This window comes from Enterobacter cloacae complex sp. I1M, assembly GCF_014982425.1.
Classification (GTDB): Bacteria; Pseudomonadota; Gammaproteobacteria; order Enterobacterales; family Enterobacteriaceae; genus Enterobacter; species Enterobacter intestinihominis.
Genome location: NZ_JADCLG010000030.1, coordinates 1 through 26,239, shown reverse-complemented (window position 1 = coordinate 26,239; position 26,239 = coordinate 1). Strand labels below are relative to the sequence as shown.

Genomic DNA, 26,239 nt, shown 5'->3' with positions numbered 1-26,239 from the left:
TACTTATTTAACCTGTTTCAGAACATCAGCGGTGATGTCTTTAACATCGCTGCTGTTGAATGCAACGGCGTTCGCATCAACAACCAGATCGATGCTCTGATCGGCTGCTACTGCTTTAACGGCAGACTGAATACGCGTCACCAGCTTGCCACGCTCTTCGTTAGAACGACGCTGACGATCCTGCTCGAAAGCCTGCGCTTTCTGAGAGAAGGTCTGGCGCTGAGACATGACATCTTTTTCCAGTTTGCTGCGCTCGCTCGCTTTCATGGTAGAACCATCACGCTGTAAACGCTGCATCTTGGACTGAAGATCACCTTCCATACGTTGCAGTTCGCTCGCACGGCCTTTGAATTCGTTTTCCAGCGTTGCAGAAACGCCCGTTTTCTGTGCAACCTGCTGGAACAAATTACCCATGTTGACGATTGCAATTTTGTCCGCTGCCTGAGCAGAAGTTGCCATCGCTAAACCGAGACCTGCAGCTAATAACCACTTTTTCACAATTAACTCCTTACCATCCCATTGGCACCCGAGGGGTGCCGTTCTTTGCGTGGCAAGGCGACCGTTTTACCGATCGCCGGTTGTCAGCGCTACACTGCCAACGCATTCCATTGCAGCGGATTATTACCAGGTTTTACCAATGTTAAACTGGAACTGCTCCGCTTTGTCTCCATCGTATTTCTTGAACGGCTGGGCGTAGGAGAAGACCAACGGCCCCAGCGGTGACATCCATTGTAATGCGATACCTGCGGACATGCGAATGTTGCCCGGATCGCTGTAGTCCGGAACGCCCGCTGCACGCATCTGGGCGGTATTCTCCCAGTTGGTATCCCACACCGTACCTGCATCCATAAAGAAGGAGGTACGGACAGAGTTCGCGTACTTATCACTGATAAACGGCGTCGGCGTGATGAACTCGAGGCTCGCCACGGCCATGGCGTTACCGCCTACCGCATCATCAGAGCTACAGACTTGTTTTGAATCGCGGCTTGCGCAGTTATCTTCGTCATTACCGCCGTAGTAAACCGCTTTCGGACCAATGTTATTGGACTGGAAGCCACGAACGGTGCTTGAACCACCGGCGTAGAAGTTCTCATAGAACGGCAGCTCTTTGCTTCCGATACCGTCACCATAGCCCCAGCGGGTACGACCCAGTACGACCCACTTGTGGTCGTCATCAATTGGGAAGTAGGACGCCGTATCCAGCGTGACCTTGTAGAACTCGTTATCCGAGCCAGGGATCGTCACCTTACCGTTCAGGTTAACGCGTGAACCTTCCGTCGGGAAGTAGCCACGGTCAAGACGGTTGTAGGTCCAACCGTAGTTGAAGGTGAAGTCATCCGCGGCGAAACCGTTGTCATCGCTGGACGTACTTGCAGACTGACCGATGGAGTCCAGGTAACGCCACATCGCCACCTGCGGTTGCATGTTAGACAGGTCGTTATGCACGTACCCTAAACCTGCACGCAGGGTGTTGTATTCGTTAACCGGGAAGCCGAGCGTACCATCCAGACCGTAACTCTTGTTGGTATACGAGGAGAGGTCCGCGTCGTCCGCTTTAAAGTCGTTATAGAAGATACGACCACCCAGGCTTACACCGTCCACGGTGAAGTATGGGTTGGTAACGGAGAACTCAGAGTAGGTCTGGTAGTCGTTTTTCGTCCCGTTGATACCGACAGAGTAACCCGTACCCAGCCAGTTATCCTGCTGAACGCCGACCTGGAAGCTCACGCCACTTTCAGTACCGTAACCAATACCGAAGTTGAAACTACCGGTATTACGTTCTTTAACTTTATAAACAACATCCACCTGATCCGGACGACCTGGTACACGCTGAGTATCGGTATCGACCGTTTCGAAGTAGCCCAGACGGTTCAGACGCTCTTTACCCTGGTCGACCAGATCGCTTCCCAGCCATGCCCCTTCCATCTGGCGCATTTCACGGCGCAGAACGGAGTCTTTAGAGGTATCGTTACCTTCGAAGCGGATTTTACGCACGTAGAAACGGTTGCCCGCATCAACGTTAACGTGAAGCTTAACAGTCTTATCCGCGTCGTTAATTTCCGGCTGCGTTTGCACACGCGGATACGCATAACCATAACGGCCGAGCAGCTTCTTAATGCTGTCTTCCATTTTGGTGACTTTAGATCCGCTATACAGATCGCCCGGCTGAATTTTGGTCAGAGATTCAATTTCAGCAGAATGTCCTGCCAGGTTGCCGCTGACTTCAACACCTGAAAGCGTGTATTTATCGCCTTCTGTGATGTTAACGGTAATGTAGATACCTTTCTTGTCCGGAGTCAGACTCACCTGAGTTGAATCGATGTTGAAACGGGCGTAACCGCGATCCAGATAGTAGCTGCGCAGGGTTTCAAGGTCACCCGCCAGTTTCTGTTTCTGGTATTTACGATCGCCTACCACGTTCCACCACGGCACTTCGTCACGCAGCTGGAAGTTGGAGATCAATTCGTCGGTGCTGAACGCGTGGTTACCCACGATGTTGATCTGCTGGATCTTCGCAGAAACACCTTCCTGGAAGACCAGTTTCAGGTCAACACGGTTACGTGGCAGCGGTGTAACAACCGCTTTAACGCTCGCGCTGTATTTACCGACGCTGTAATAGAAATCTTCCAGACCTTTTTCAATGTCTGCAAGGGTTGTGCGGTCCAGAGATTCCCCCACACGAACACCCGATGCCTCAAGGTTCTGCTTGAGCATGTCATCTTTCACCGACTTGTTGCCGGAGAAAGTGATGCTGGCAATCGTTGGACGTTCTTTTACCTGAACCACCAGCGTATCACCATCGCGCAGGACGCGGACGTCCTCAAAGTTGCCAGTGGCAAACAGAGCACGGATGGTGTTACTGATATCTTCATCATTAACCGTATCGCCGGGGCGCACAGGCATACTGAGGAGGGCCGCACCAACGGCGACACGCTGAAGGCCTTCGAAATGAATATCTTTCACTACGAACCCGTCAGCACCGTATACGGTCGCGCTGCTAAACAGCAGCGACGCTATGAGCAACTTTTTCATCGCCATCGTTATTATGCGTTCTTCCTAACTAACTCTCTTACAACCGAGAGAAATCATTGAAAAGTGCAAGCCCCATTAACAGCACCAGCAAAATCGAGCCAATGCGATAACTAAAGTCTTGAACTCGCTCGGATACCGGTCCGCCTTTTAGCTTTTCAATCGCTAAAAACAGCAGATGGCCCCCATCTAATACGGGAAGCGGGAACAGGTTGATTATCCCCAGGTTCACGCTAATCAGCGCAAGGAACATGAGATAGTAAATCACCCCGAACTCCGCTGACATCCCAGCCCCCTGAGCAATCGAAATTGGCCCACTGAGGTTGTTCAGTTTCACATCACCGGTTATCAATTTCCCCAACATGTTGACCGTAAGCTTCATCAGCTGCCATGTTTTATCCGTGGCCTCAACGATGGCGCTAAACGGCCCATACTGGCGTATTGTCTTGTACTCATCTGGCAGTGGGATCACTTTCGGCACAACGCCGGCAAACCCTTCCGCCTTACCGCCGCCCGATTTAGTATCCGGGGTGAGGGTCAGTGAGAGCGAACTCCCCTGCCTTTCCACTTCCAGCGCGAGCGGCTTGCCTGGATTATCGCGCACCAGAGTAACAAAGGTCATCCATTGTGTTAATGGCTGACCATCGACTTTAACGATCCTGTCACCCGCTTGTAAACCTGCTTTACTCGCTGCCGAATTAGACTGTACTTCGGCTAACACCGGCTCGATCTGCGCGCTGCGCGGGCGAATCCCCAGTGTAGCGACTGGATCCTCTTTGTCTGGCTCAAAGCGCCAGTGGCGTAAATCCAGCACTTTTTCCTGCCGCTGGTCGGAACCAAAAGGCGATACGCTGACGGTTGTCTGCTCATCACCGATTTTCGCAACCAGTTGTAACCTCACGGCATCCCAATCAGGGGTTTCGATACCATCAATCGCTTTAAGTTCCATTCCCGGTGTAATTTGCGCCGTTGCCGCAATGGAACCCGTGGTGATTTCACCCACAACCGGGCGTACGCCAGGCACGCCGATAATAAACACCAGCCAGTAGGCGAAGATAGCGAAGATGAAATTGGCTACCGGTCCGGCAGCGATGATGGCAGCACGTTGGCCAACAGTTTTATTGTTGAACGCGCTATGTCGAAGTTCCGGGGCGACAGGCTCAACGCGTTCGTCGAGCATTTTGACATAGCCGCCCAAGGGGATCAGAGCAATGACAAACTCGGTGCCATGCTTATCGGTGCGCTTCCAGAGCGATTTGCCAAAGCCAATCGAGAATCGCTCTACCCGCACACCACAGCGCCGGGCAACCCAGAAATGGCCAAATTCATGCACGGTAATCAGTACACCCAATGCAACAATGAACGCCGCCAGATTCCAGAGAATGCTCAGCATAAAACCTTCCGTTATATCGTCCCAAACACCAGTAAAAGCAGGCAAGCAAATACGGGAACAGCCGCGGTAAGGCTGTCAATGCGATCCAGTATTCCGCCATGTCCTGGAATCAGGTGACCACTGTCCTTAATCCCTGCTTCACGCTTAAACATGCTCTCGGTTAAATCACCCAGTACCGATGCCAGCGCCGCGAAAATCGAACATATCAGCAGCGTGGAGGGGGCAACCTCAAGATTCGCCCAGACGCCATAGCCCCAGGAGATAATCGCTGCCGTAAACAGGCCGCCGATGAAACCTTGCCAGGTTTTGCCCGGAGAAACCTTTGGCGCCAGTTTATGTTTGCCAAACAGTTTACCAAACATATAGGCTCCGGAGTCAGCCCCCCAGACGAGAATCATCACATAAAGCAGCCATATTGCGCCGCTGTAGTGGTTTTCGTCATAGTGCCAGGCGCGCAGCGCAACCATACCCCAGAAGAACGGAACAATCGTGAGCAGACCAAAAATAAGGCGCAACACTTTAGAGTTACGCCAGATCGCCGCAGAGCCCGGGTAGAAAAGCACTAAAACAAGCGCAGCAATCCACCAGGCCAGCGATATCCATAAGGATCCGGCAACCAGCGGCTGGTGAACATCGTGATGATATTCAGGCAAGGTATACAGCATCAGGGCCAGTAAAAAACCACAGAGTACCGCCAGCCATACCCGCTGAGTGCGCGAGGTAAAGCCGCTAAGCTGCCCCCATTCCCACGCGGCGAGCATACACACCACCAGCGTAACAATAGCGAATCCCACCGGAGGCAGTAAAAACAGCGCTGCGATAACGACGGGTATTAATACAAAAGCGGAAATCAGGCGATACTTCAGCAAAAGCTACCCCCATCAGGCGTTATCGCCACCAGGCTCGGTGCCGCCGAAACGACGCTCTCGATTGGCAAAGGCATGCAGCGCACCTTCAAAGTCTTGTTCATCAAAATCTGGCCAAAGAACATCCGTAAAGTAAAGTTCAGCGTAGGCAATTTGCCACAGCAAAAAGTTACTTATGCGATGCTCCCCCCCTGTCCTTATAACCAAATCCACGGGAGCCAGTTCATTCATGCAGATTTGCTGACTCAGCGCCTCTTCATCAATCTGGTCGGGTCTTAACAGCCCTTCCTGAACCTGCTCAGCCAAATGCCGAACCCCCTGGATAATATCCCAGCGTCCGCCGTAATTCGCCGCGATATTGAGCGTCAGGCCGGTATTATTTTCCGTCAGCGCTTCAGCTTTGCGAATCCGTTCCTGCAAACGTGAGTTAAAACGACTGGTTTCGCCAATAATACGCAAGCGGACGTTGTGGCGGTGCAGGCTTTTTACTTCACTATCGAGCGCCCACACGAACAGTTCCATCAACGCAGTCACTTCTTGCGCAGGTCGATTCCAGTTTTCACTGCTAAAAGCATAGAGCGTTAACGCATCAATGCCGTTATTGGCGGCAAAAGAAACGGCGCGGCGAACAGATTTCGCCCCGGCTTTATGCCCAAAGGCTCGTATCTTCCCTTGTCTTTTCGCCCAGCGGCCATTGCCATCCATGATGATTGCAACATGGCGACAGCCATGTGCTGGCAAGTTTTCGCTTATTGGTTGATTCGCAGACAACATAACGCGTTTTTAGTCCCTGAAAGGATTTAACGGTACACAGGAATACTGAAGCCTATACATAAAAAAGCCGTGTCATACCACGGCTTACCTGACCACTTAAAGCCAAATACCTGCGATCAGGTGGCGCAGACTATATCACTGAAGCCCAACGCTAACAAATAGCACGACGACTAGTGCTTGCTTTATCACCAGCTTGCGAGACGTGTCACCTGTTTACGCGCAACAATACGTGCCTGTTCATCCACGGCCAGCACCTCTTCCACACTCTGCGGCTCACGCAAATCCATCATCTCCAGCACGGATAAATTCAACGCGGCGATATCAGTAAAGCGGATCTGCTGATTCAGGAATGCTTCAACGGTCACTTCATTGGCTGCATTAAGCGCCGTTGTCGCCGCCTGCCCCTGATCGAAGGCCGTCATCGCCAGTTTCAGGCAGGGATAACGGTCGTAATCAGGCTCGCTAAACGTCAGTGAACTCAGCTTGCAAAAATCGAGAGGCTTAACGCCCGATTTTACGCGGTTTGGCCACGCCATCGTATGAGCAATAGGCGTACGCATATCCGGCTCGCCCAACTGGGCCAGCACGCTGCCGTCCTGATAGCGCACCATAGAGTGAATCACCGACTGCGGGTGGATCAGCACTTCCATCTGTTTCGCCGACGCATTGAACAGCCAGCGAGCTTCAATGTATTCCAGACCTTTATTCATCATGGTGGCCGAATCGACGGAGATCTTACGCCCCATTGACCAATTCGGATGACGACACGCCTGATCCGGCGTCATTGCGCTCAATTCAGACAGTGGCGTTTCACGGAACGGGCCACCAGACCCGGTAAGCAGAATCGACACAACGCCATTCTGCTCCAGGTCAGCGTACCCCAGGTTTTGTTGAAAAGGTTGGGGTAAACTCTGAAAAATCGCGTTGTGCTCGCTATCGACCGGCAAAAGACGCGCCCCACGCTGTTTTACCGCCTCCATAAAAAGGCGTCCGCAGGTGACCAGCGACTCTTTATTTGCAAGCAGAACATCTTTTCCCGCATCAATAGCGGCAAGCGTCGGCAGAAGACCCGCCGCCCCGACGATTGCCGCCATTACCTGATCAACTTCATCAAGCGAGGCCATATCGCAAGCCGCCTGTTGCCCGCTGAGCACTTCGGTACGACAGCCCTTCTCCTGCAACAGCGTTTTCACCTGGCGGGCGCTCTCTTCATCATCCATCACCGCAAAACGAGGGGTAAACTCCATGCACTGTTCGACCATTCGCTGCACGTTTTTTCCGGCCACAAGTGCGGTCACGGTGTAGCTGTCGGGATTATGACGTACGACGTCGAGAGTGCTGCAACCGATAGAGCCGGTCGAGCCGAGGAGAGTGAGATGCTTCATGAGATGCCCAAAAGTTAGACCAGATAAAAGCAAAACGCCGCCAGCAAGACTCAATGTCCTTCTGAACGGCGTTTATCAGTGTATAGCGAAAATCAGAACTGCATCAGTTCCGCTTCTTTTTCTGCCAGCGCCGCATCAATTTTCTTGATCGCCGCGTCGGTCATTTTCTGAATGTCGTCCTGAGAACGACGATCGTCGTCTTCGCTGATCTCTTTTTCTTTCAGCAGGGCTTTCACTTTATCGTTCGCATCGCGACGCACGTTACGCACGGAAACGCGACCCTGCTCTGCTTCACCACGTACGACTTTGATCAGGTCTTTACGACGCTCTTCCGTCAGCGGAGGCAGTGGAACACGAATATCCGCGCCCGCTGAGCTTGGGTTCAGGCCCAGGTCAGATGCCATGATCGCTTTTTCAACGGCCGGGCTCATTGAGCGATCGAACACGTTGATTTTCAGGGTACGGGTATCTTCTACCGTCACGCTCGCCAGTTGACGCAGTGGCGTAGGCGTACCGTAGTATTCTACGATGATGCCATCCAGCAGGCTTGGGGAAGCACGGCCAGTACGGATTTTGCTGATTTGGTTTTTGAACGCTTCTACGCATTTGTCCATGCGTACTTCAGCATCTTTTCTGATGTCGTTAATCACGATACGAATCCTTGAAAACTTGTCTCAGGCAGACTATCCGCCAGCACAGCGCTACAGGTGTGCTAAGTATAGTCGCGTTTAATTCATGACAGCGCCAAAGGCGCGTCCAGGTAAGATACCACTACAAAGTAAAGCGGAATCTTACCTGTATTTATCGCCGACGGAAATTATTCCGTGATCAAAGTGCCTTCTTTTTCGCCCATCACGACGCGACGCAGCGCGCCAGGCTTGTTCATGTTGAAAACACGGATCGGCAGTTTATGGTCGCGAGCCAGCGTGAAGGCGGCAAGATCCATCACTTTCAGCTCTTTATCCAGCACTTCGCTGTAGCTCAGCTGATCGTACATGGTCGCGGAAGGATCTTTTGCCGGGTCGGCAGTAAACACGCCATCTACTTTGGTCGCTTTCAGCACCACATCGGCTTCGATTTCGATACCGCGCAGGCAGGCTGCGGAATCGGTGGTAAAGAACGGGTTACCCGTACCGGCGGAGAGGATCACCACGCGGTTGTTGCGCAGCAGGCTGATAGCCTCTGCCCAGCTGTAGTTATCGCATACGCCATTCAAAGGAATAGCGGACATCAGGCGAGCGTTCACATAGGCGCGATGAAGCGCATCACGCATCGCCAGGCCATTCATCACGGTTGCCAGCATCCCCATGTGGTCGCCCACTACGCGGTTCATCCCCGCTTTCGCCAGACCAGCACCACGGAAAAGGTTGCCACCGCCAATGACCACGCCAACCTGAATACCCAGTTCGACCAGTTCTTTGATTTCCTGTGCCATGCGATCAAGGATGCTTGCGTCAATACCGAAGCCTTCCGATCCTTGCAGCGCTTCGCCACTCAGCTTAAGCAGAATGCGTTTGTACACGGGTTTTGCATTGGTAGCCATGTTTCTTTCCTGAGACTGTCAACGATTAAGATGGGGTTAATTCTGGCGACATGATATGTCGCAAATCAGCACAGCGATACTGGAGCCTGTCTGATTTCGTGAGACGGGTGACAAAAAGAAGCCGCCCTCAGGCGGCTCCTTTTCAATCATTAAGACTGCTTGGACATGGCAGCAACTTCTGCTGCGAAGTCAGTCTCAACTTTCTCGATGCCTTCGCCCACTTCGAAGCGGATGAAGCCAGTCACGTCAGCGTTGTGCTCTTTCAGCAGCTGAGCAACAGACTTGCTTGGATCCATTACGAAAGGCTGGCCAGTCAGAGAAACTTCGCCGGTGAATTTCTTCATGCGGCCTTCAACCATTTTCTCTGCGATTTCTTTTGGCTTACCAGACTGCATCGCGATGTCCAGCTGAACCTGGTACTCTTTCTCTACCACTTCAGCAGACACGTCTTCTGGCTTAACGAATTCTGGTTTGCTTGCAGCGATGTGCATTGCCAGCTGTTTAACCAGCTCTTCGTCAGCGCCTTTAGCCGCAACCAGAACACCGATACGCGCGCCGTGCTGGTAAGAGCCCAGAACATCGCCTTCCAGGGAAGATACGCGACGGATGTTGATGTTCTCACCGATTTTAGCAACCAGCGCAACACGCTCTTCTTCGAACTGTGCTTTCAGCACTTCAACGTCAGTGATTTTGCCTGCAACCGCTGCGTCCAGAACTTTGTTAGCAAATGCCTGGAAACCAGCATCTTTAGCAACGAAGTCAGTCTGGCAGTTAACTTCCAGAATGATGCCGTAGTTGCCGTCGATTTTGGTGATGATCACGCCGTCAGCAGCAACGTTGCCTGCTTTCTTAGCTGCTTTGATCGCACCGGATTTACGCATGTTTTCGATTGCCAGCTCGATGTCGCCGTTCGCTTCGGTCAGCGCTTTTTTGCAATCCATCATGCCTGCGCCAGTACGCTCACGCAGCTCTTTTACCAGGGATGCGGTAATTTCAGCCATTCTTAAATCCTCGGGAGATGTGAACTGCCCGGCCGGGAGCCAAACAGTATAAATTGAAAAAAGGGGCCGATAATGGGCCCCTATTCATACACGGTACTAATAAGGGGTAAAACCTTATTATTCAGCTTCTACGAAGCTTTCTTCCGCCTGAGAAGCCAGATCCTGGGAACGGCCTTCACGAACGGTAGCAGCTACAGCGCTCAGGTACAGGCTAACAGCACGGATTGCGTCGTCGTTACCCGGGATAACGAAGTCAACACCGTCCGGATCGGAGTTGGTATCAACGATAGCGAATACCGGGATACCCAGGTTGTTAGCTTCTTTGATTGCGATGTGCTCGTGGTCTGCATCGATTACGAACAGCGCGTCTGGCAGGCCGCCCATATCTTTGATACCGCCCAGGCTGTTTTCCAGCTTGTCCAGTTCACGAGTGCGCATCAGCGCTTCTTTTTTAGTCAGCTTATCGAAAGTACCGTCCTGAGACTGGGTTTCCAGATCTTTCAGGCGCTTGATGGACTGACGAACAGTTTTCCAGTTGGTCAGCATGCCGCCCAACCAGCGATGGTTCACGAAGAACTGGTCGCAGCTGTTAGCAGCATCTTTCACAGCTTCGCTTGCAGCGCGCTTAGTACCAACGAACAGAATCTTACCTTTACGGGAAGAGATCTTGCTCAGCTCAGCCAGGGCTTCGTTGAACATTGGTACAGTCTTCTCAAGGTTGATGATGTGAACTTTGTTACGTGCGCCGAAGATGAAAGGCTTCATTTTCGGGTTCCAGTAACGGGTCTGGTGACCGAAGTGAACACCAGCCTTGAGCATGTCGCGCATGGAAACAGTTGCCATGTTTAAAACCTCTATATTGAAAGTTGGGGTTATGCCTCCACGTATCCCATATTACCGACCCCGAAGGGCACCCCGGAATATGTGCCGATACGTGTGTGTTGTTACACAAAGTGAGATTTGTCGCTCCCGTCCAGCCTGTGTATCTGAGATGGATCGGAAGTCCGGCGCGCTTTATATCACAAAACACGGTCAGAAACCAATAATTGTTGGCGGAGTGTGCTGTTAATGATTCTCAATTTGGCACGGGGTGCGCCTGACTGATACCATTGACAACACTTACACTAGTATTGTCGAAAAAATCGACACCGATGGACAGATTACATGGCTATCTCTATTAAGACACCTGAAGAAATTGAAAAGATGCGCGTCGCCGGTCGTCTGGCCGCTGACGTGCTGGAAATGATCGAACCGTTTGTGAAACCGGGCGTCAGCACCGGCGAACTGGATCGCATCTGTAACGACTATATCGTCAACGAGCAGCACGCGGTCTCCGCCTGCCTTGGCTATCACGGTTTTCCAAAATCCGTCTGCATCTCTATTAATGAAGTGGTTTGCCACGGCATTCCGGATGACGAGAAGCTGCTGAAAGATGGCGATATCGTCAACATCGACGTGACCGTCATTAAAGATGACTACCACGGTGACACCTCTAAGATGTTCATCGTTGGCAAGCCAACGATTCTGGGCGAGCGCCTGTGTAAAGTCACCCAGGACAGCCTCTACCTGGCGCTGAAAATGGTGAAGCCAGGCATCCGCCTGCGCACCATCGGCGCCGCAATCCAGAAGTTTGTGGAAGCGGAAGGTTTCTCCGTGGTGCGTGAATATTGCGGTCACGGTATTGGTCGTGTGTTCCATGAAGAACCGCAAGTTCTGCACTATGATGCAGACGACGGTGGCGTAGTGCTGCAAAAGGGCATGACCTTTACTATTGAGCCAATGGTCAACGCGGGCGATTACCGCATCCGTACCATGAAAGATGGCTGGACGGTAAAAACCAAAGACAGAAGCTTGTCTGCCCAGTACGAGCATACTATTGTGGTTACAGACAACGGCTGCGAAATTATGACGTTGCGCAAGGATGACACCATCCCGGCGATACTGACGAACATTGAGTGATAAGAAGCCGGCGAATGCCGGCTTTTTTAATGGCGATAGCTTTTTCTTATGGGTGGCGCACGATGAGTAATCTCTTACCCGAACAGTATGCTAACACAGCACTTCCCACCCTCCCCGACCAGCCTGACAACCCGGGCGTCTGGCCACCGCATGAGCTGACCTGCGCGCATATCAAATCCCATATGGCGGTTTTCCATCGCTGGCTGGGTAGCGCATTTGATGCAGGCGTCTCAGCCGAACAGCTCATTGAAGCGCGCACCGAATTTATCGACCAGCTCCTGCAACGTCTGTGGATCGACTACGGTTTCGGGCAGGTGAGCGACGTCGCGCTGGTTGCTGTCGGCGGATATGGCCGGGGTGAACTGCACCCGCTCTCTGATATCGACCTGCTAATCTTAAGCCGTAAAAAACTGCCGGACGATCGGGCGCAGAAAATCGGTGAGCTGTTGACCCTGCTCTGGGACGTGAAGCTGGAAGTGGGTCACAGCGTGCGCACGCTGGAAGAGTGTCTGCTGGAAGGGTTATCTGACCTGACCGTCGCTACCAATTTAATTGAAACCCGCCTGCTGATTGGCGACGTGGCGCTGTTCCTCGAACTGCAAAAGCACATCTTTAGCGACGGCTTCTGGCCTTCAGAAAAATTCTTCGCCGCGAAAGTCGAAGAACAAAACCAGCGCCACCAGCGCTATCACGGCACCAGCTATAATCTCGAACCGGATATTAAAAGCAGCCCCGGTGGCCTGCGCGATATCCACACGCTGCAATGGGTCGCCCGTCGCCATTTTGGGGCCACCTCGCTGGACGAAATGGTCGGTTTTGGTTTTCTGACCGAAGCCGAACGTAACGAACTCAACGAGTGCCTGCATCTGCTCTGGCGCATCCGTTTTGCGCTGCACCTGGAGGTCACCCGCTACGATAACCGCCTGCTGTTTGACCGGCAGCTTAGCGTGGCGCAGCGCCTGAATTACCAGGGCGAGGGCAACGAGCCGGTCGAGCAAATGATGAAGGATTTCTTCCGCGTCACTCGCCGCGTCTCTGAGCTGAACCAGATGCTGCTACAGCTGTTCGATGAGGCGATCCTCGCGCTGACGGCAGACGAAAAACCGCGTCCGATTGATGACGAATTTCAGCTGCGCGGCACGCTGATCGATCTTCGCGACGAAACGCTGTTCATCCGCGAACCGGAAGCGATCCTGCGAATGTTCTATACCATGGTGCGCAACAGCACGATCACCGGGATCTACTCCACCACCCTTCGCCATTTACGCCATGCGCGGCGTCATCTGAAGCAGCCGCTGTGTTACATCCCGGAGGCGCGCTCGCTATTCCTGAGCATGCTTCGTCATCCGGGCGCCGTCAGCCGCGGTCTGCTGCCGATGCACCGACATAGTGTATTGTGGGCCTATATGCCACAGTGGTCGCATATTGTCGGGCAGATGCAGTTCGACCTGTTTCACGCCTATACGGTGGATGAGCACACGATCCGCGTCATGCTGAAGCTGGAAAGTTTTGCCAGAGAAGAGACGCGATCCCGCCATCCGCTGTGCGTTGATTTGTGGCCGCGCCTCTCTCACCCGGAACTGATCCTGATCGCCGCCCTGTTCCATGATATCGCCAAAGGTCGCGGCGGCGACCACTCCGTACTCGGTGCCCAGGACGTGCTGAAATTTGCCGAGCTGCACGGCCTGAACTCACGTGAGACGCAGCTTATTGCCTGGCTGGTTCGCCATCATCTGCTGATGTCGGTTACCGCTCAGCGTCGTGATATTCAGGATCCGGAAGTGATCAAGCAGTTCGCCGAGGAAGTGCAAACGGAGAACCGCCTGCGCTACCTGGTCTGCCTGACGGTAGCCGATATCTGCGCTACCAACGAAACCCTGTGGAACAGCTGGAAGCAGAGCCTGCTGCGCGAACTGTACTTCGCCACCGAAAAACAGCTGCGTCGCGGGATGCAGAACACCCCGGATATGCGCGAGCGCGTGCGCCACCACCAGTTGCAGGCGCTTGCCCTGTTGCGCATGGATAACATTAACGAAGAGGCACTACATCAGATTTGGGCGCGCTGTCGCGCCAACTACTTTGTGCGCCACAGCCCAAACCAGCTTGCCTGGCACGCCCGGCATCTGCTGAAGCACGACCTGACGAAACCAATGATTCTGCTCAGCCCGCAGGCCACGCGTGGCGGAACGGAGATCTTTATCTGGAGCCCGGACCGGCCTTATTTGTTTGCGGCGGTCTGCGCCGAACTGGACAGGCGTAACCTGAGCGTTCACGACGCGCAGATTTTTACCACCCGCGACGGCATGGCGATGGACACCTTTATTGTACTGGAGCCGGATGGCAGCCCGCTGTCGTCGGACAGGCATGAGGGGATACGCTTTGGCCTCGAGCAGGCGATTACGCAGCGCAGCTGGCAACCTCCGCAGCCGCGACGTCAGCCAGCAAAACTGCGCCACTTTACCGTCGATACCGAGGTCAATTTCCTGCCGACCCATACCGACCGTAAATCGTTCCTTGAGCTGATTGCGCTCGACCAGCCAGGGCTGCTCGCCCGCGTCGGCCAGGTATTTGCCGATCTGGGAATTTCGCTTCACGGCGCCCGAATTACAACCATTGGCGAACGAGTAGAAGATTTATTTATAATCGCGACGGCCGACCGGCGTGCCCTTAATAATGACCTGCAACTTGAAGTGCAACAACGGTTGACAGCAGCCCTCAATCCAAACGATAAAGGGTGACGTGTTTTTTAGTGAAATGGAAAGAGTAAACAATGCAGCAGTTACAGAACGTTATTGAGTCCGCTTTTGAGCGTCGCGCCGACATCACTCCGGCAAATGTGGATACCGTGACCCGTGAAGCGGTAAACCAGGTTATTTCCCTGCTGGATTCCGGCGCGCTGCGCGTGGCAGAAAAAATCGACGGTCAGTGGGTTACTCATCAATGGCTGAAGAAAGCTGTGCTGCTCTCTTTCCGTATCAACGATAACCAGGTTATCGACGGAGCAGAAAGCCGCTACTTCGATAAAGTGCCAATGAAATTTGCGGATTACGACGAAGCGCGCTTTCAGAAAGAGGGCTTCCGCGTAGTACCACCGGCAGCCGTTCGTCAGGGGGCATTCATCGCACGCAACACCGTGCTGATGCCATCCTACGTGAACATCGGCGCCTACGTTGACGAAGGCACCATGGTGGACACCTGGGCTACCGTCGGCTCCTGCGCGCAGATCGGTAAAAATGTTCACCTGTCCGGCGGCGTCGGCATTGGTGGCGTTCTGGAGCCACTTCAGGCTAACCCAACCATCATCGAAGACAACTGCTTCATCGGCGCACGTTCCGAAGTGGTTGAAGGCGTGATCGTCGAAGAAGGTTCTGTGATCTCCATGGGCGTGTACATTGGCCAGAGCACCCGTATTTACGATCGCGAAACCGGTGAAATTCACTACGGCCGCGTTCCAGCCGGTTCCGTTGTGGTTTCCGGCAACCTGCCGTCTAAAGATGGCAAATACAGCCTGTACTGCGCGGTCATCGTGAAAAAAGTGGATGCGAAAACGCGCGGTAAAGTGGGCATCAATGAACTGCTGCGCACCATCGATTAATCGGGTATAAAAAAAGCGGGGGCAACCCCGCTTTTTTTATATCCGAAGGTGGCGAAAATAGATTTTTTCGTTAATTATTCATAGGTTATGTTGAGATCAAGGGTACCGCTATGTACGATAATCTGAAAAGTCTGGGCATTACCAATCCTGATGAAATTGATCGTTATAGTCTCCGCCAGGAAGCCAATAACGATATTTTGAAAATCTATTTTCACAAGGACAAAGGAGAGTTCTTCGCCAAAAGCGTGAAATTTAAATACCCACGCCAGCGTAAGACCGTTGTCGCTGACGGTATCGGTCAGGGATATAAAGAAGTACAGGAAATCAGCCCTAACCTGCGCTACGTTATCGACGAACTCGATCAAATCTGCCAGCGCGATCGCAGCGAAGTCGATCTGAAACGTAAGATCCTTGACGACCTGCGTCACCTGGAAAGTGTTGTTACCCATAAGATCAGCGAAATTGAAGCTGATCTTGAGAAATTGACGCGTAACAAATGAGCCGTTTTATTGCCCGGTGGCGCTTCGCTTACCGGGCCTACGAACGCATGTAGTCAGGGTAAAGCGAAGCCGCCACCCGGCAAACAGCATCATCTTTGTTCATCCAGCTGCAACGCCACATACAGCAGTAGCCGGTCGTCAAAATTCCCTAAATCCAGCCCCGTCAGTTCCGAGATCCGGTTTAACCTATACTCCAGCGTATTACGGTGAATAAACAGCGCTTTTGACGTTGCCAGCGGCTGCACGTTATGCCGGAACCACGCCTGCAACGTGCGGCGCAGCAGCCCGTTGTTGTCCATCGCTTTCAGACGCACAAGCGGGCGCGCCAGCTCGTTGGCCTGCCAGCCACCGCGCAAACTGTCGAGCAGGACCGGCAGCATCAGATCCTGATAGAAATAACTGCGGCTCTCCGGCATGCGCTGTTTACCCACCATCATGGTGGTGCGCGCCGTTCGCCATGAACGGGCGATACTTCCCGGCCCGGTAAAATAATTTCCCAGCGCGACGCGAAAACGGAGCTGTCCGTTCTCCTTCATGCGCTCGATGAGCAGCTCAACGCGGCGACGATGATCTTCCGCGTCCCAGCGGCCAAACTGATTAAGCGCAGGCTTGAGCACCACCATTTCCGTCAAAGAGACGATTGCCACCAGGTTGTTACGCTCCGGCGTCGCCAGCATATTTTGCAGCTGCTGTAGCTCCACCATGGCGCTGTCCACGCCAAGCTGGCCGCTATCCACCTCAATCACGGCGACCACGCGCGGCTGATTCAGGTCGATACCCAGACGCTGCGCCCACTCGCTCAGGGCAGGCGTGTGCTCCTCCGCCTGGATCAAATTCATCACCAGCTCTTCACGCAGGCGGCTGTCCTGGGCGAGCAGGTGCATCAGACGCGACTGCTCCAGCATCATCTCCGCCGTCATGCAGACCAGCTCGCCGTATTTACGCAGCGATTCAGGATCGCCGGTCAGACCGATAACGCCAACAATCTCTCCTTCCAGACGCAGCGGCAGGTTGATCCCCTGACGGACCCCGTGCAGATGTTTCGCCACGGCGTCATCAATGTCGACCACGCGCCCCTGAGAGAGCACCAGCAACGCCCCTTCGTGCAATTCACCAATACGCTCACGATCGCCGCTGCCGATAATGCGCCCTCGGGCGTCCATTACGTTGATATTGGTATCGATGATTCGCATGGTGCGCGCCACGATATCCTGCGCCATTTTGGTATCAAGATGCCAGCCAGCCATATAACCCTCCCGTGAGCAGAGCTCAAGCATAGGGAAGTTCAGCTAAGGCCGCATTGTGCAAATGCCCAAAGGCAGAGCGAGATGTATGGAGTTGTGGGAAAGGTCACAGAAAAGAGAAAGCCCCTGCGAACAGGGGCTTAAGAAGATTACTGCATCAGGAGATAAATAGAGGTATCACCACGCTGAATATTCAGTGCCAGCACGGACGGCTTGCTGTCGAGAATTTTGCGCAGTTCAGCGATGTTTTTCACCGGCTGCTGGTTAGCGCCCATGATCACATCACCTTTTTTCAGGCCGATACGGGCAGCAGGTGAGTTCGCTTTCACGTTGTTCACCACCACGCCTTTATCTGCCCCTTTGTTGCTCATCTCAGCACCTTCAATACCGCTGAAGATGGTGCTGGAATCCACCTGATTCTGACTGCTCTGTTGCAGTTCCAGGCTCACGTTAACTGGCTTACCTTCACGCAGCAGGCCGAGGGTCACTTTACTGCCGATTGGCATAGAACCCACTTCCGCACGCAGGGCGGCAAAGCTGCTGATCGGTTTACCATTCAGAGAGGTGATCACGTCACCCGCTTTAATGCCGGCTTTCGCCGCTGAAGAGTTCGGCATGACCTGGCTTACGAATGCGCCGCGCTGAGCGTCCACTTTCATCGCTTTCGCCAGCTCGGAGTTCAGCTCGGTCCCCATGATCCCCAGCTCACCACGTTTCACCTGTCCATATTGCACCATCTGAGCAGTCAGGTTTTTCACCATGTTGCTCGGGATAGCAAAGCCGATACCGATGTTGCCACCGTCCGGTGCCAGGATAGCGGTGTTGATACCGATCAGTTCACCGTTCAGGTTAACCAGTGCACCGCCGGAGTTACCGCGGTTAATGGCCGCATCCGTCTGGATGAAGTTTTCATAGTTTTCCGCATTCAGGCCGCTACGTCCCAGCGCGGAGACGATACCCGAGGTCACGGTTTCGCCCAGACCAAACGGGTTACCGATGGCGACAGTGTAGTCACCCACGCGCAGCGCGTCAGAGTCGGCAAGCTTAATCGCCGTCAGGTTCTTCGGATCCTGAATTTGAATCAGTGCGATATCGGAGCGCGGGTCTTTACCGACCACTTTGGCATCGAATTTACGGCCATCGCTCATCTGAACCTTAATGGTGTTAGCATTATCTACCACGTGGTTATTGGTCACCACGTAGCCTTTCGCTGCATCAATAATAACGCCCGAGCCGAGTGCCATGAATTTCTGCTGCTGGCCGCCGCCCTGACCGTCATCCCCTGCGCCGCCGCCCTGACAGAACGGGGAGCTCTGGAATGGCGAACCGTCCTGGCAGAATGGCGAATTGTCGCCGAAGAACTGCTGGAAATTACGCGGCATACGCGGCGTATTGACGGTTGTGCTGCCCTCAACGTTAATACTCACCACCGATGGCATCACTTTTTCGAGCATCGGGGCCAGGCTTGGCATCTGCTGTGCAGTCGCTGCCGAGGAAGCTGTCTCGGCCGCCGTCGCCAGAGGGGACAACGCTAAACCTAAACTCAGAGCCAGTGCACTCATTGCTAATGTGGTTTTTTTCATGTTTCTCAATCTCGATTTACCAGATAACGCAAAATTGCTGTGTAACTCAGATTCGTTTTATACCGCTTAGTTCCGGGATTAAGTTTATGGAAAAAGTAAAAATTTATTGGTCGTCTTTACAAAACTCATGGCTTATTCAACGGCCATAAGCTTGCGGTATTCATCCCAGGCATACAAATCTGTCATCCCGCTGATATAGTCCTGGATAAGACGACAGCGATAATAATATTCCATGACTGGCCATTGGGAAGAATGACGATCTATTTTACTGACGGCCTCAATGTATGCCAGCCGGTGACGGGTTGAAAGCTTCTGATAGAGACGAGATTCAATCGGCAGGCGGCGAACACGTTCATTTTCGACCAGCTCGCAAAACTCATCGACCGTCAGCTGGAGCAGCGGGCCATAAATTTCCAGCAAACCGCTGATAACCCGGTATCCTTGCAGCTCCAGCTGTTCGACATCCGGGTGGCTGAAAACATGGCGAACAGCCACGTTTTTATATAATTCAAGCAGCTGACTAAAACTGCTCTCATCTTCCAGCAGGGCGTGATTAAATTCCCCGCTAAATATCATCGGCAAATTATCAATGAAACGGGCGGCCGCATACGGCACCAGTTTATTCAGCGTATTGACCCGCAAATACATAAAGAACTGATCTTCGGTACTGCGGCTCAGCGAATTTGAACGCGATTTATCCCAGGCATTCTCGACGACCTGTGCAAACAGAGAACCTTTTTCATGCTCTCCCCAGGCATCGTGAAGATGCTGATACAGCTCCTCGACGCTGAATATTCTTTTTTCCACTGCGTCTTCCAGATCGGCCACGCAATAAGAAATGTCATCAGCCGCTTCCATAATCCACGTCAATGGAAAACGGCCATTCGGCGTTAGCGAAAGTTCTTTACGCAACCGTTCAATGTACGCTTCTTCCGACAGGTAATAGCCCGGTTTTTTCATCAGGTAGCTATGGGTGGCAGGCGTTTCCCCCATCCACCACGCGGGACGCGTGTATTTGAGAATACAGCCCACCTGCGCCCAGGTCAGATTCATGCGCATCAGGGAGTGCACCAGACGGATCCCCTGCGCGTTACCTTCGAAATGACACAGATCCTGACGCACCTTGCGGCGCAGATCGTTCAGGCTATCTTCGCCCTCACGCAGGCGTAAATCGCGTACCACACAGCGGTCATCGCTGAGCGGCTGGCTTATGGCGTCAGAGGGAAAAAGCCGCTGTTTAAACCAGTCATTGATGGCGGCCTCGCCGAAATGACCAAAGGGAGGATTGCCGATATCGTGCATCAGGCAGGCCATCTCAACGATGCTTTCGAACGGCCCGGTCAGTTCATCCAGCCCGTAGGTTTCCAGCAGACGTTGCTCTTTAAGACGGCTGAGGATCTCTTTTGCAATGTAGCGCCCCACCTGCTGCACTTCCATGGAGTGCGTTAACCGCGTACGCACCGCGGCGTTACGCTCCAGCGGGAACACCTGGGTTTTTTGCTGTAACCGGCGGATGGCGGGCGAATTGATGATGCGTCCGCGATCGCTTTCAAAAATGCGCAGGATCTCATGTTCGCTCTTATCGCCCTGTGGCGAACGGAAACGTCGGTGCCAGTTAATTTTGGTGCGAAAATCGATTGGTGCCATGTGCTCCCCCGCGTGAGAATGCGTTTCCCCTTAACCGCATGATAGACTATGCATCTTAACAAGGCACATCGCGAGTAAATCTATGAAAATCGGCATTATTGGTGCAATGGAAGAAGAAGTTACGCTGCTGCGTGACAAAATTGAGAACCGTCAGACCCTCTCCCTTGGTGGCTGTGAGATCTACACCGGCCAGCTGAACGGCGTTGACGTGGCTCTGCTGAAATCAGGCATCGGTAAAGTTGCAGCGGCACTGGGCGCGACCCTGCTGCTTGAGCGCTGCAAGCCTGACGTTATCATTAATACAGGTTCGGCGGGCGGTCTGGCGCCGACGCTGAAAGTGGGCGATATCGTGGTTTCCGACGAAGCGCGTTACCACGATGCAGATGTCACCGCATTCGGCTACGAATATGGTCAGCTTCCGGGCTGCCCGGCCGGGTTTAAAGCGGATGATAAGCTGATTGCCGCCGCTGAAAGCTGCATTAACGAGCTGAACCTCAATGCGGTGCGTGGCCTGATCGTCAGCGGCGATGCCTTTATCAACGGTTCTGTTGGTCTGGCGAAAATCCGTCATAACTTCCCGCAGGCTGTGGCCGTTGAGATGGAAGCCACGGCCATTGCGCACGTGTGCCATAACTTCAGCGTGCCGTTCGTGGTCGTTCGCGCGATCTCTGACGTGGCGGACCAGCAGTCCCACATCAGCTTCGACGAGTTCCTGGCCGTTGCGGCCAAACAGTCCACCGTGATGGTGGAAACCCTGGTGCAGAAACTGGCGCGTGGGTAAGGTGTCATTCAGGGCGCTGGTCGCCCTGCTTCTGCTCGCCCCGGCCTGGCTCATCGCCGCGCCGCGGGTGATCACACTCTCCCCTGCCAATACGGAACTGGCGTTTGCCGCCGGGATTACGCCCGTTGCGGTGAGCAGCTTTTCCGATTATCCACCGCAGGCCGCCCAAATCGAACAGGTTGCCACCTGGCAGGGAATGAACCTGGAACGCATCGTGGCGCTGAAGCCCGATCTGGTTCTTGCCTGGCGCGGTGGTAATGCCGAACGACAGGTGAACCAGCTCTCTTCGCTGGGAATAACGGTAAAATGGGTAGATGCGGTGAGTATCGAACAGGTGGCGCAAACCCTCCGTGACCTCGCGCCCTTCAGCCCTACCCCCCAACGCGCCGAGCACGCTGCACAGCAGATGCTCAACGACTATGCTGCGCTAAAAACCCGATACGGCACGCAACCGAAACAACGCGTTTTTCTGCAATTTGGCAGCCAGCCGCTGTTCACTACCGGGAAAGGTTCGATCCAGAACCAGGTGCTTGAGATCTGTGGAGGTGAAAATATCTTTGCCGAAAGCCGGGTCCCCTGGCCGCAGGTCAGTCGTGAGCAGGTTCTGGCGCGACAACCGCAGGCCATTGTGGTGGTCGGAAATGCGAGCGAGATTCCTAAAATAGAACAATTCTGGCATCGGCAGCTTAAAATTCCGGTCATCGCACTCAACAGCGACTGGTTTGAACGCGCCAGCCCGCGTATTATCCTCGCCGCAAAACAACTCTGCGCCGAACTGGCAGAGAGTCACTCAAACAGATAAATACCCTATTCGAGGATTTAACGATGCTCGTGTATTGGCTGGATATTCTTGGCACAGCCGTTTTTGCTATCTCCGGCGTTTTGCTTGCCGGAAAACTACGCATGGATCCTTTTGGCGTACTGGTGCTCGGCGTCGTTACGGCGGTAGGCGGCGGAACGATTCGCGATATGGCGCTGGCAAACGGCCCGGTATTCTGGGTAAAAGATCCAACGGATCTGGTGGTGGCGATGGTCACCTGCCTGTTAACCATCGTGCTGGTTCGTCAGCCTCGCAGACTACCAAAATGGATATTGCCGGTGCTGGATGCCGTCGGTCTGGCGGTCTTTGTGGGAATAGGCGTGAATAAAGCCTTTATTGCCGGGACTGGCCCGCTGGTGGCGATCTGTATGGGCGTGTTGACCGGCGTGGGCGGAGGGATTATTCGCGACATTCTGGCGCGAGAAGTCCCGATGATCCTGCGAACGGAAATCTACGCGACGGCCTGTATCGTCGGGGGGATTGTTCACGCCACGGCATTTTACACCTTTGCTGTCCCACTGGAAAACGCGGCGATGCTGGGGATGGTGGTAACGCTGGTGATCCGTTTAGCGGCGATACGCTGGCACCTGAAGCTGCCGACGTTTGCACTGGATGAAAATTCAAGATAGGTATCGTTTATAAGCCCGGTGGCGCTTCGCTTACCGGGCCTACAATTTGCATTCAGGTTAAATACTGAATGAAGAACCACACCCGCAGGTGCTGGTCGCATTCGGGTTAGTCACCACAAAGCGCGAACCTTCCAGACCTTCAGTGTAGTCCACTGAACCGCCCACCAGATATTGCAGGCTCATCGGATCAACCACCAGCGCGACGCCCTGTTTCTCGATAGTCATATCACCATCGTTAACCTGGTCGTCAAAGGTAAAACCATACTGGAAGCCACTACAGCCGCCGCCGGTAATATAAACACGCAGTTTCAGATCCGGATTGTCCTCGTCGGCAATCAGGGTTTTCACTTTTTTCGCTGCTGCTTCGGTAAATTCCAGCGGCAACGCTACGTCATCACTCATCTTATGCTCCCATGAATACTGCGACTGCTATTGGGTAAAAATCACCCAATTCTTTTTGTCATTATCTAATACCCTGGTAATTCATTCAAGTATTCTGCTTCAGGGCCTGTTCAGCTTCCTGTTTCGCCAGGGTACGGGCAAGAATGGTGGAGTATAGCGGTTTTCCACCCAGGAATTGGGCTAATAGTGTCGCGCCGAGGCAGGTAATGATCATTGGCAAAATGAGCTGGTAATTGTCGGTCATTTCCAGCACCAGCACGATCCCGGTCAGCGGCGCACGCAGGGAGGCCGCCAGCAGCGCCCCCATTCCCGCAACCGCAAACGTTCCCGCATCCAGATGGTAGGCCGGGAAGCCTGCCGCCGCCGCCATCCCGAACGCCGTACCCAGCAGCGTCCCCAGCGCCAGCATCGGGGCGAAAATGCCGCCCGGGGCACCAGAGGAGAAGCACAATACCGTGGTGATGACGCGTGAAATAAACATAAACAGCAGCAGGCCTACGCTGAAATTCCCCGCCGCGGCAATGGGAATCAGACCGAAACCGCCGCCCGCCGCATTCGGTTCGATAAAACCGAGGATCCCGCACACGCCACCAAGCAGGCCCCCCACCAGCACCCATTTCGTGGTATTTCCGCCATGGATGCGCTGAAACATATCCTGAGCCCGTAAAATCAGGGTGTTAAAAAGCGGGCCAACGACGCCAAAAATCATCCCAAGAATCAGATACAGCCACAAAGTATTGACCGGCGCATTGGTTAGCTTGCCAACTTCAATCACCGCCCCTTCGCCGTTAAAGACGCGAAAGACAATGCTCGACATAATCACGCCGGTAAACACCGCTTTAATGGAGATCAGGTTGTAGCGGAACTGGGCGCGCATCTCTTCAATGATAAACAGGATACCCGCCAGCGGCGCGTTAAACGCGGCAGACAGCCCGGCCGCCGCCCCCGTCGCCAGCAGCGTATGGCGCGCTTCAGCGCTGCGCATACGGAACAGATCGCCGACCATGCGCCCGACGTTACCGCCCAGCTGTACCGTTGGCCCTTCCCGACCGAGCACCATGCCCGCTCCGAGCGTTCCCATCCCGCCGATAAATTTCACAGGAAGCACGCGCCACCAGCGAACCGGGCGTAGCTCTTCTAGCGCCCCCTCAATTTCAGGGATCCCCGAGCCACCTGCTTCAGGTGCGAATTTACGCACCAGAAAATAGCCCACCATGGCAAACAGGGCCGAAAGGCCAAAGGCCCACACCCAGACCAGCCATTCACGATCCGCGAAGCTGGCGACGGTGCCTATGCGCCAGTTGAGCACCGCATTGACGGCTTTCTCAAACGCGACGCCTACCAGCCCGGCCAGCGTGCCCACAACGGCGGCTGCCACCAGAATGGCTAACGGGGTTTTGTCACGGTTGAGCAGCCGCCGGATACTGACCCGGTGCTTCGCGCGCGTAAACTGTTGTTGTTCAAAAGAAGGCGTGTTCTCGTTCATTACCTGTTCTGTTTCGTCATACAAAAGGCCGCAGGGATTCTACCAGAGACAATCCCCTCGTCCCCTGAAAAATACTTAACAATTGTTAAGCCTTCTATGGGGCAAAAATTTTATAACCTCTTCCGAATCACTTAGAATAGTTGCCTTAACTCATTTCTACGAACCAGGAACGACGCCATGAGCAAGTCTGAAAACCTCTACAGCGCAGCCCGCGAGCTAATCCCAGGCGGCGTGAACTCACCCGTGCGCGCCTTTACCGGCGTGGGTGGCACCCCGCTGTTTATCGAGCGTGCGGATGGCGCATATCTGTATGATGTGGATGGTAAAGCCTATGTCGATTACGTCGGCTCCTGGGGCCCGATGGTACTGGGGCATAACCACCCGGCGATCCGCAACGCGGTGATTGAAGCCGCTCAGCGCGGCCTGAGCTTCGGCGCGCCAACCGAGATGGAAGTCAAAATGGCGGAGCTGGTCACCGAACTGGTGCCAACGATGGACATGGTGCGTATGGTGAACTCCGGTACCGAAGCGACCATGAGCGCTATCCGTCTGGCACGCGGTTTTACCGGCCGTGACAAGATCATCAAGTTCGAAGGTTGTTATCACGGCCATGCAGACTGTCTGCTGGTGAAAGCCGGTTCCGGCGCGCTGACCCTCGGCCAGCCAAACTCTCCGGGGGTGCCGGCTGATTTCGCGAAACACACGTTGACCTGCACCTATAACGACCTGAGCACCGTTCGCGCCGCGTTCGAGCAGTATCCGCAGGAGATCGCCTGCATCATCGTTGAGCCAGTTGCGGGCAACATGAACTGTATCCCACCGCAGCCGGATTTCCTGCCGGGCCTGCGCGCCCTGTGCGATGAGTTCGGCGCGCTGCTGATCATCGACGAAGTGATGACCGGCTTCCGCGTGGCGCTGGCGGGTGCCCAGTCTTATTATGGCGTGGAGCCGGATCTGACCTGCCTCGGCAAAATCATTGGCGGCGGCATGCCTGTCGGCGCGTTTGGCGGCCGTAAGGACGTCATGGACGTGCTGGCGCCAACCGGTCCGGTTTACCAGGCGGGTACGCTCTCCGGTAACCCGATTGCGATGGCGGCGGGCTTTGCCTGTCTGACCGAAGTGGCGCAGCCGGGTATCCACGAAACCTTGACGGACCGGACGACGCAACTGGCAAACGGTTTGCTGGAAGCCGCAGAAGATGCGGGTATTCCACTGGTGGTGAACCACGTGGGCGGGATGTTCGGGATTTTCTTCACCGATGCGAAAACCGTGACCTGCTATCAGGACGTGGTGAAATGCGACGTGGAACGCTTCAAACGCTTCTTCCACCTGATGCTGGGAGAAGGCGTGTATCTTGCCCCGTCAGCGTTTGAAGCGGGCTTTATGTCCGTGGCGCACAGCGAAGAAGATATCAATAACACCATCGACGCAGCGCGTAAGGTATTTGCGAAGCTGTAAAATGTGCGGCTTGATGCCCTCACCCCAACCCTCTCCCACAGGGCTGAGGGTTCCCCACAAATTAATGCGAGCACTGAGCAATCCCCTCGCCCCTCCGGGGAGAGGGTTAGGGTGAGGGGAACATACGGCGGTGGAGGTCATTC

At 54.1% G+C, this 26,239-nt stretch carries 23 protein-coding genes; 8 read left to right on the top strand and 15 right to left on the bottom strand.

The window, feature by feature from the left end; translation table 11 throughout:
* Positions 1-3: 3 nt before the first annotated feature.
* The 10 genes from skp to rpsB form a co-directional block, all read right to left on the bottom strand.
* Entirely contained in the window at positions 4-498 is a 495-nt protein-coding gene (gene skp / locus INF86_RS18030) for a molecular chaperone Skp (RefSeq protein ID WP_006810039.1), read from the bottom strand.
* A gap of 123 nt (positions 499-621) precedes the next feature.
* A complete protein-coding gene (bamA, locus tag INF86_RS18025; RefSeq protein WP_022647109.1) occupies positions 622-3,039 on the bottom strand; it encodes an outer membrane protein assembly factor BamA in 2,418 nt (805 codons plus the stop codon).
* Between the two features lie 31 nt (positions 3,040-3,070).
* On the bottom strand, positions 3,071-4,423 hold the full coding sequence (gene rseP, locus INF86_RS18020; protein ID WP_022647108.1) for a sigma E protease regulator RseP: 1,353 nt from the start codon (positions 4,421-4,423) through the stop codon (positions 3,071-3,073).
* A gap of 11 nt (positions 4,424-4,434) precedes the next feature.
* Complete coding sequence (gene cdsA / locus INF86_RS18015; RefSeq protein ID WP_023299368.1) at positions 4,435-5,292, bottom strand: phosphatidate cytidylyltransferase; 858 nt, start codon at positions 5,290-5,292, stop codon at positions 4,435-4,437.
* Between the two features lie 12 nt (positions 5,293-5,304).
* Positions 5,305-6,063: a (2E,6E)-farnesyl-diphosphate-specific ditrans,polycis-undecaprenyl-diphosphate synthase gene (gene ispU, locus INF86_RS18010; protein ID WP_003856176.1), complete on the bottom strand. Its 759-nt coding sequence runs from the start codon at positions 6,061-6,063 to the stop codon at positions 5,305-5,307.
* 185 nt (positions 6,064-6,248) lie between these two features.
* Positions 6,249-7,448, bottom strand: a complete 1,200-nt coding sequence (ispC, locus tag INF86_RS18005) for a 1-deoxy-D-xylulose-5-phosphate reductoisomerase (protein ID WP_193543774.1) — start codon at positions 7,446-7,448, stop codon at positions 6,249-6,251.
* 92 nt (positions 7,449-7,540) lie between these two features.
* Positions 7,541-8,098: a ribosome recycling factor gene (gene frr / locus INF86_RS18000; protein ID WP_003856180.1), complete on the bottom strand. Its 558-nt coding sequence runs from the start codon at positions 8,096-8,098 to the stop codon at positions 7,541-7,543.
* Positions 8,099-8,265: 167 nt separating this feature from the next.
* Positions 8,266-8,991 (bottom strand): UMP kinase, encoded by a 726-nt coding sequence (gene pyrH / locus INF86_RS17995; RefSeq protein WP_008501910.1) that lies wholly within the window; start codon positions 8,989-8,991, stop codon positions 8,266-8,268.
* A gap of 149 nt (positions 8,992-9,140) precedes the next feature.
* Positions 9,141-9,992, bottom strand: coding sequence for a translation elongation factor Ts (gene tsf, locus INF86_RS17990; RefSeq protein ID WP_015572722.1), 852 nt, complete (start codon positions 9,990-9,992; stop codon positions 9,141-9,143).
* Between the two features lie 117 nt (positions 9,993-10,109).
* Positions 10,110-10,835: a 30S ribosomal protein S2 gene (rpsB, locus tag INF86_RS17985; protein WP_022647105.1), complete on the bottom strand. Its 726-nt coding sequence runs from the start codon at positions 10,833-10,835 to the stop codon at positions 10,110-10,112.
* Between the two features lie 321 nt (positions 10,836-11,156).
* Here rpsB and map point away from each other — a divergent pair, with 321 nt between their 5' ends.
* The 4 genes from map (at position 11,157) to INF86_RS17965 (ending at position 16,046) form a co-directional block, all read left to right on the top strand.
* Positions 11,157-11,951, top strand: a complete 795-nt coding sequence (map, locus tag INF86_RS17980) for a type I methionyl aminopeptidase (protein ID WP_022647104.1) — start codon at positions 11,157-11,159, stop codon at positions 11,949-11,951.
* 62 nt (positions 11,952-12,013) lie between these two features.
* Positions 12,014-14,689, top strand: coding sequence for a bifunctional uridylyltransferase/uridylyl-removing protein GlnD (gene glnD / locus INF86_RS17975; protein ID WP_032676702.1), 2,676 nt, complete (start codon positions 12,014-12,016; stop codon positions 14,687-14,689).
* 32 nt (positions 14,690-14,721) lie between these two features.
* Entirely contained in the window at positions 14,722-15,546 is an 825-nt protein-coding gene (gene dapD, locus INF86_RS17970; RefSeq protein WP_003856214.1) for a 2,3,4,5-tetrahydropyridine-2,6-dicarboxylate N-succinyltransferase, read from the top strand.
* Between the two features lie 110 nt (positions 15,547-15,656).
* Positions 15,657-16,046, top strand: coding sequence for a DUF3461 family protein (locus INF86_RS17965; RefSeq protein WP_022647102.1), 390 nt, complete (start codon positions 15,657-15,659; stop codon positions 16,044-16,046).
* 89 nt (positions 16,047-16,135) lie between these two features.
* On the opposite strand, the gene INF86_RS17960 is transcribed toward INF86_RS17965, so the two are convergent.
* From INF86_RS17960 to dgt, 3 genes are all read right to left on the bottom strand, one after another.
* Complete coding sequence (locus INF86_RS17960) at positions 16,136-17,293, bottom strand: CdaR family transcriptional regulator (RefSeq protein WP_003856217.1); 1,158 nt, start codon at positions 17,291-17,293, stop codon at positions 16,136-16,138.
* Between the two features lie 146 nt (positions 17,294-17,439).
* Positions 17,440-18,873: a serine endoprotease DegP gene (gene degP, locus INF86_RS17955; protein WP_022647101.1), complete on the bottom strand. Its 1,434-nt coding sequence runs from the start codon at positions 18,871-18,873 to the stop codon at positions 17,440-17,442.
* Positions 18,874-19,005: 132 nt separating this feature from the next.
* The gene (gene dgt / locus INF86_RS17950) at positions 19,006-20,520 is read right to left on the bottom strand and encodes a dGTPase (protein ID WP_023299363.1); all 1,515 of its coding nucleotides are present in this window, start codon (positions 20,518-20,520) and stop codon (positions 19,006-19,008) included.
* Between the two features lie 82 nt (positions 20,521-20,602).
* Here dgt and mtnN point away from each other — a divergent pair, with 82 nt between their 5' ends.
* Genes mtnN through INF86_RS17935 form a run of 3 tightly spaced genes read left to right on the top strand, consistent with a single transcriptional unit; the run spans position 20,603 to position 22,750 of the window.
* A complete protein-coding gene (gene mtnN / locus INF86_RS17945) occupies positions 20,603-21,301 on the top strand; it encodes a 5'-methylthioadenosine/S-adenosylhomocysteine nucleosidase (RefSeq protein ID WP_003856223.1) in 699 nt (232 codons plus the stop codon).
* The gene (gene btuF, locus INF86_RS17940; protein WP_022647099.1) at positions 21,294-22,103 is read left to right on the top strand and encodes a vitamin B12 ABC transporter substrate-binding protein BtuF; all 810 of its coding nucleotides are present in this window, start codon (positions 21,294-21,296) and stop codon (positions 22,101-22,103) included. The genes mtnN and btuF overlap by 8 nt, the downstream gene beginning before the upstream one ends.
* A 23-nt stretch (positions 22,104-22,126) precedes the next feature.
* A complete protein-coding gene (locus INF86_RS17935) occupies positions 22,127-22,750 on the top strand; it encodes a TRIC cation channel family protein (RefSeq protein ID WP_193543773.1) in 624 nt (207 codons plus the stop codon).
* A 57-nt stretch (positions 22,751-22,807) separates the two neighbouring features.
* Here INF86_RS17935 and erpA read toward each other — a convergent pair whose 3' ends face one another.
* On the bottom strand, positions 22,808-23,152 hold the full coding sequence (erpA, locus tag INF86_RS17930) for an iron-sulfur cluster insertion protein ErpA (protein WP_003856230.1): 345 nt from the start codon (positions 23,150-23,152) through the stop codon (positions 22,808-22,810).
* Between the two features lie 85 nt (positions 23,153-23,237).
* Positions 23,238-24,638 carry a H(+)/Cl(-) exchange transporter ClcA gene (clcA, locus tag INF86_RS17925; RefSeq protein ID WP_022647097.1) on the bottom strand — a complete coding sequence of 467 codons (1,401 nt, stop codon included), beginning with the start codon at positions 24,636-24,638 and terminating at the stop codon, positions 23,238-23,240.
* A 177-nt stretch (positions 24,639-24,815) separates the two neighbouring features.
* On the opposite strand from clcA, the gene hemL reads away from it, so the two are divergent.
* On the top strand, positions 24,816-26,096 hold the full coding sequence (gene hemL, locus INF86_RS17920; RefSeq protein ID WP_038415373.1) for a glutamate-1-semialdehyde 2,1-aminomutase: 1,281 nt from the start codon (positions 24,816-24,818) through the stop codon (positions 26,094-26,096).
* Positions 26,097-26,239: the final 143 nt, after the last annotated feature.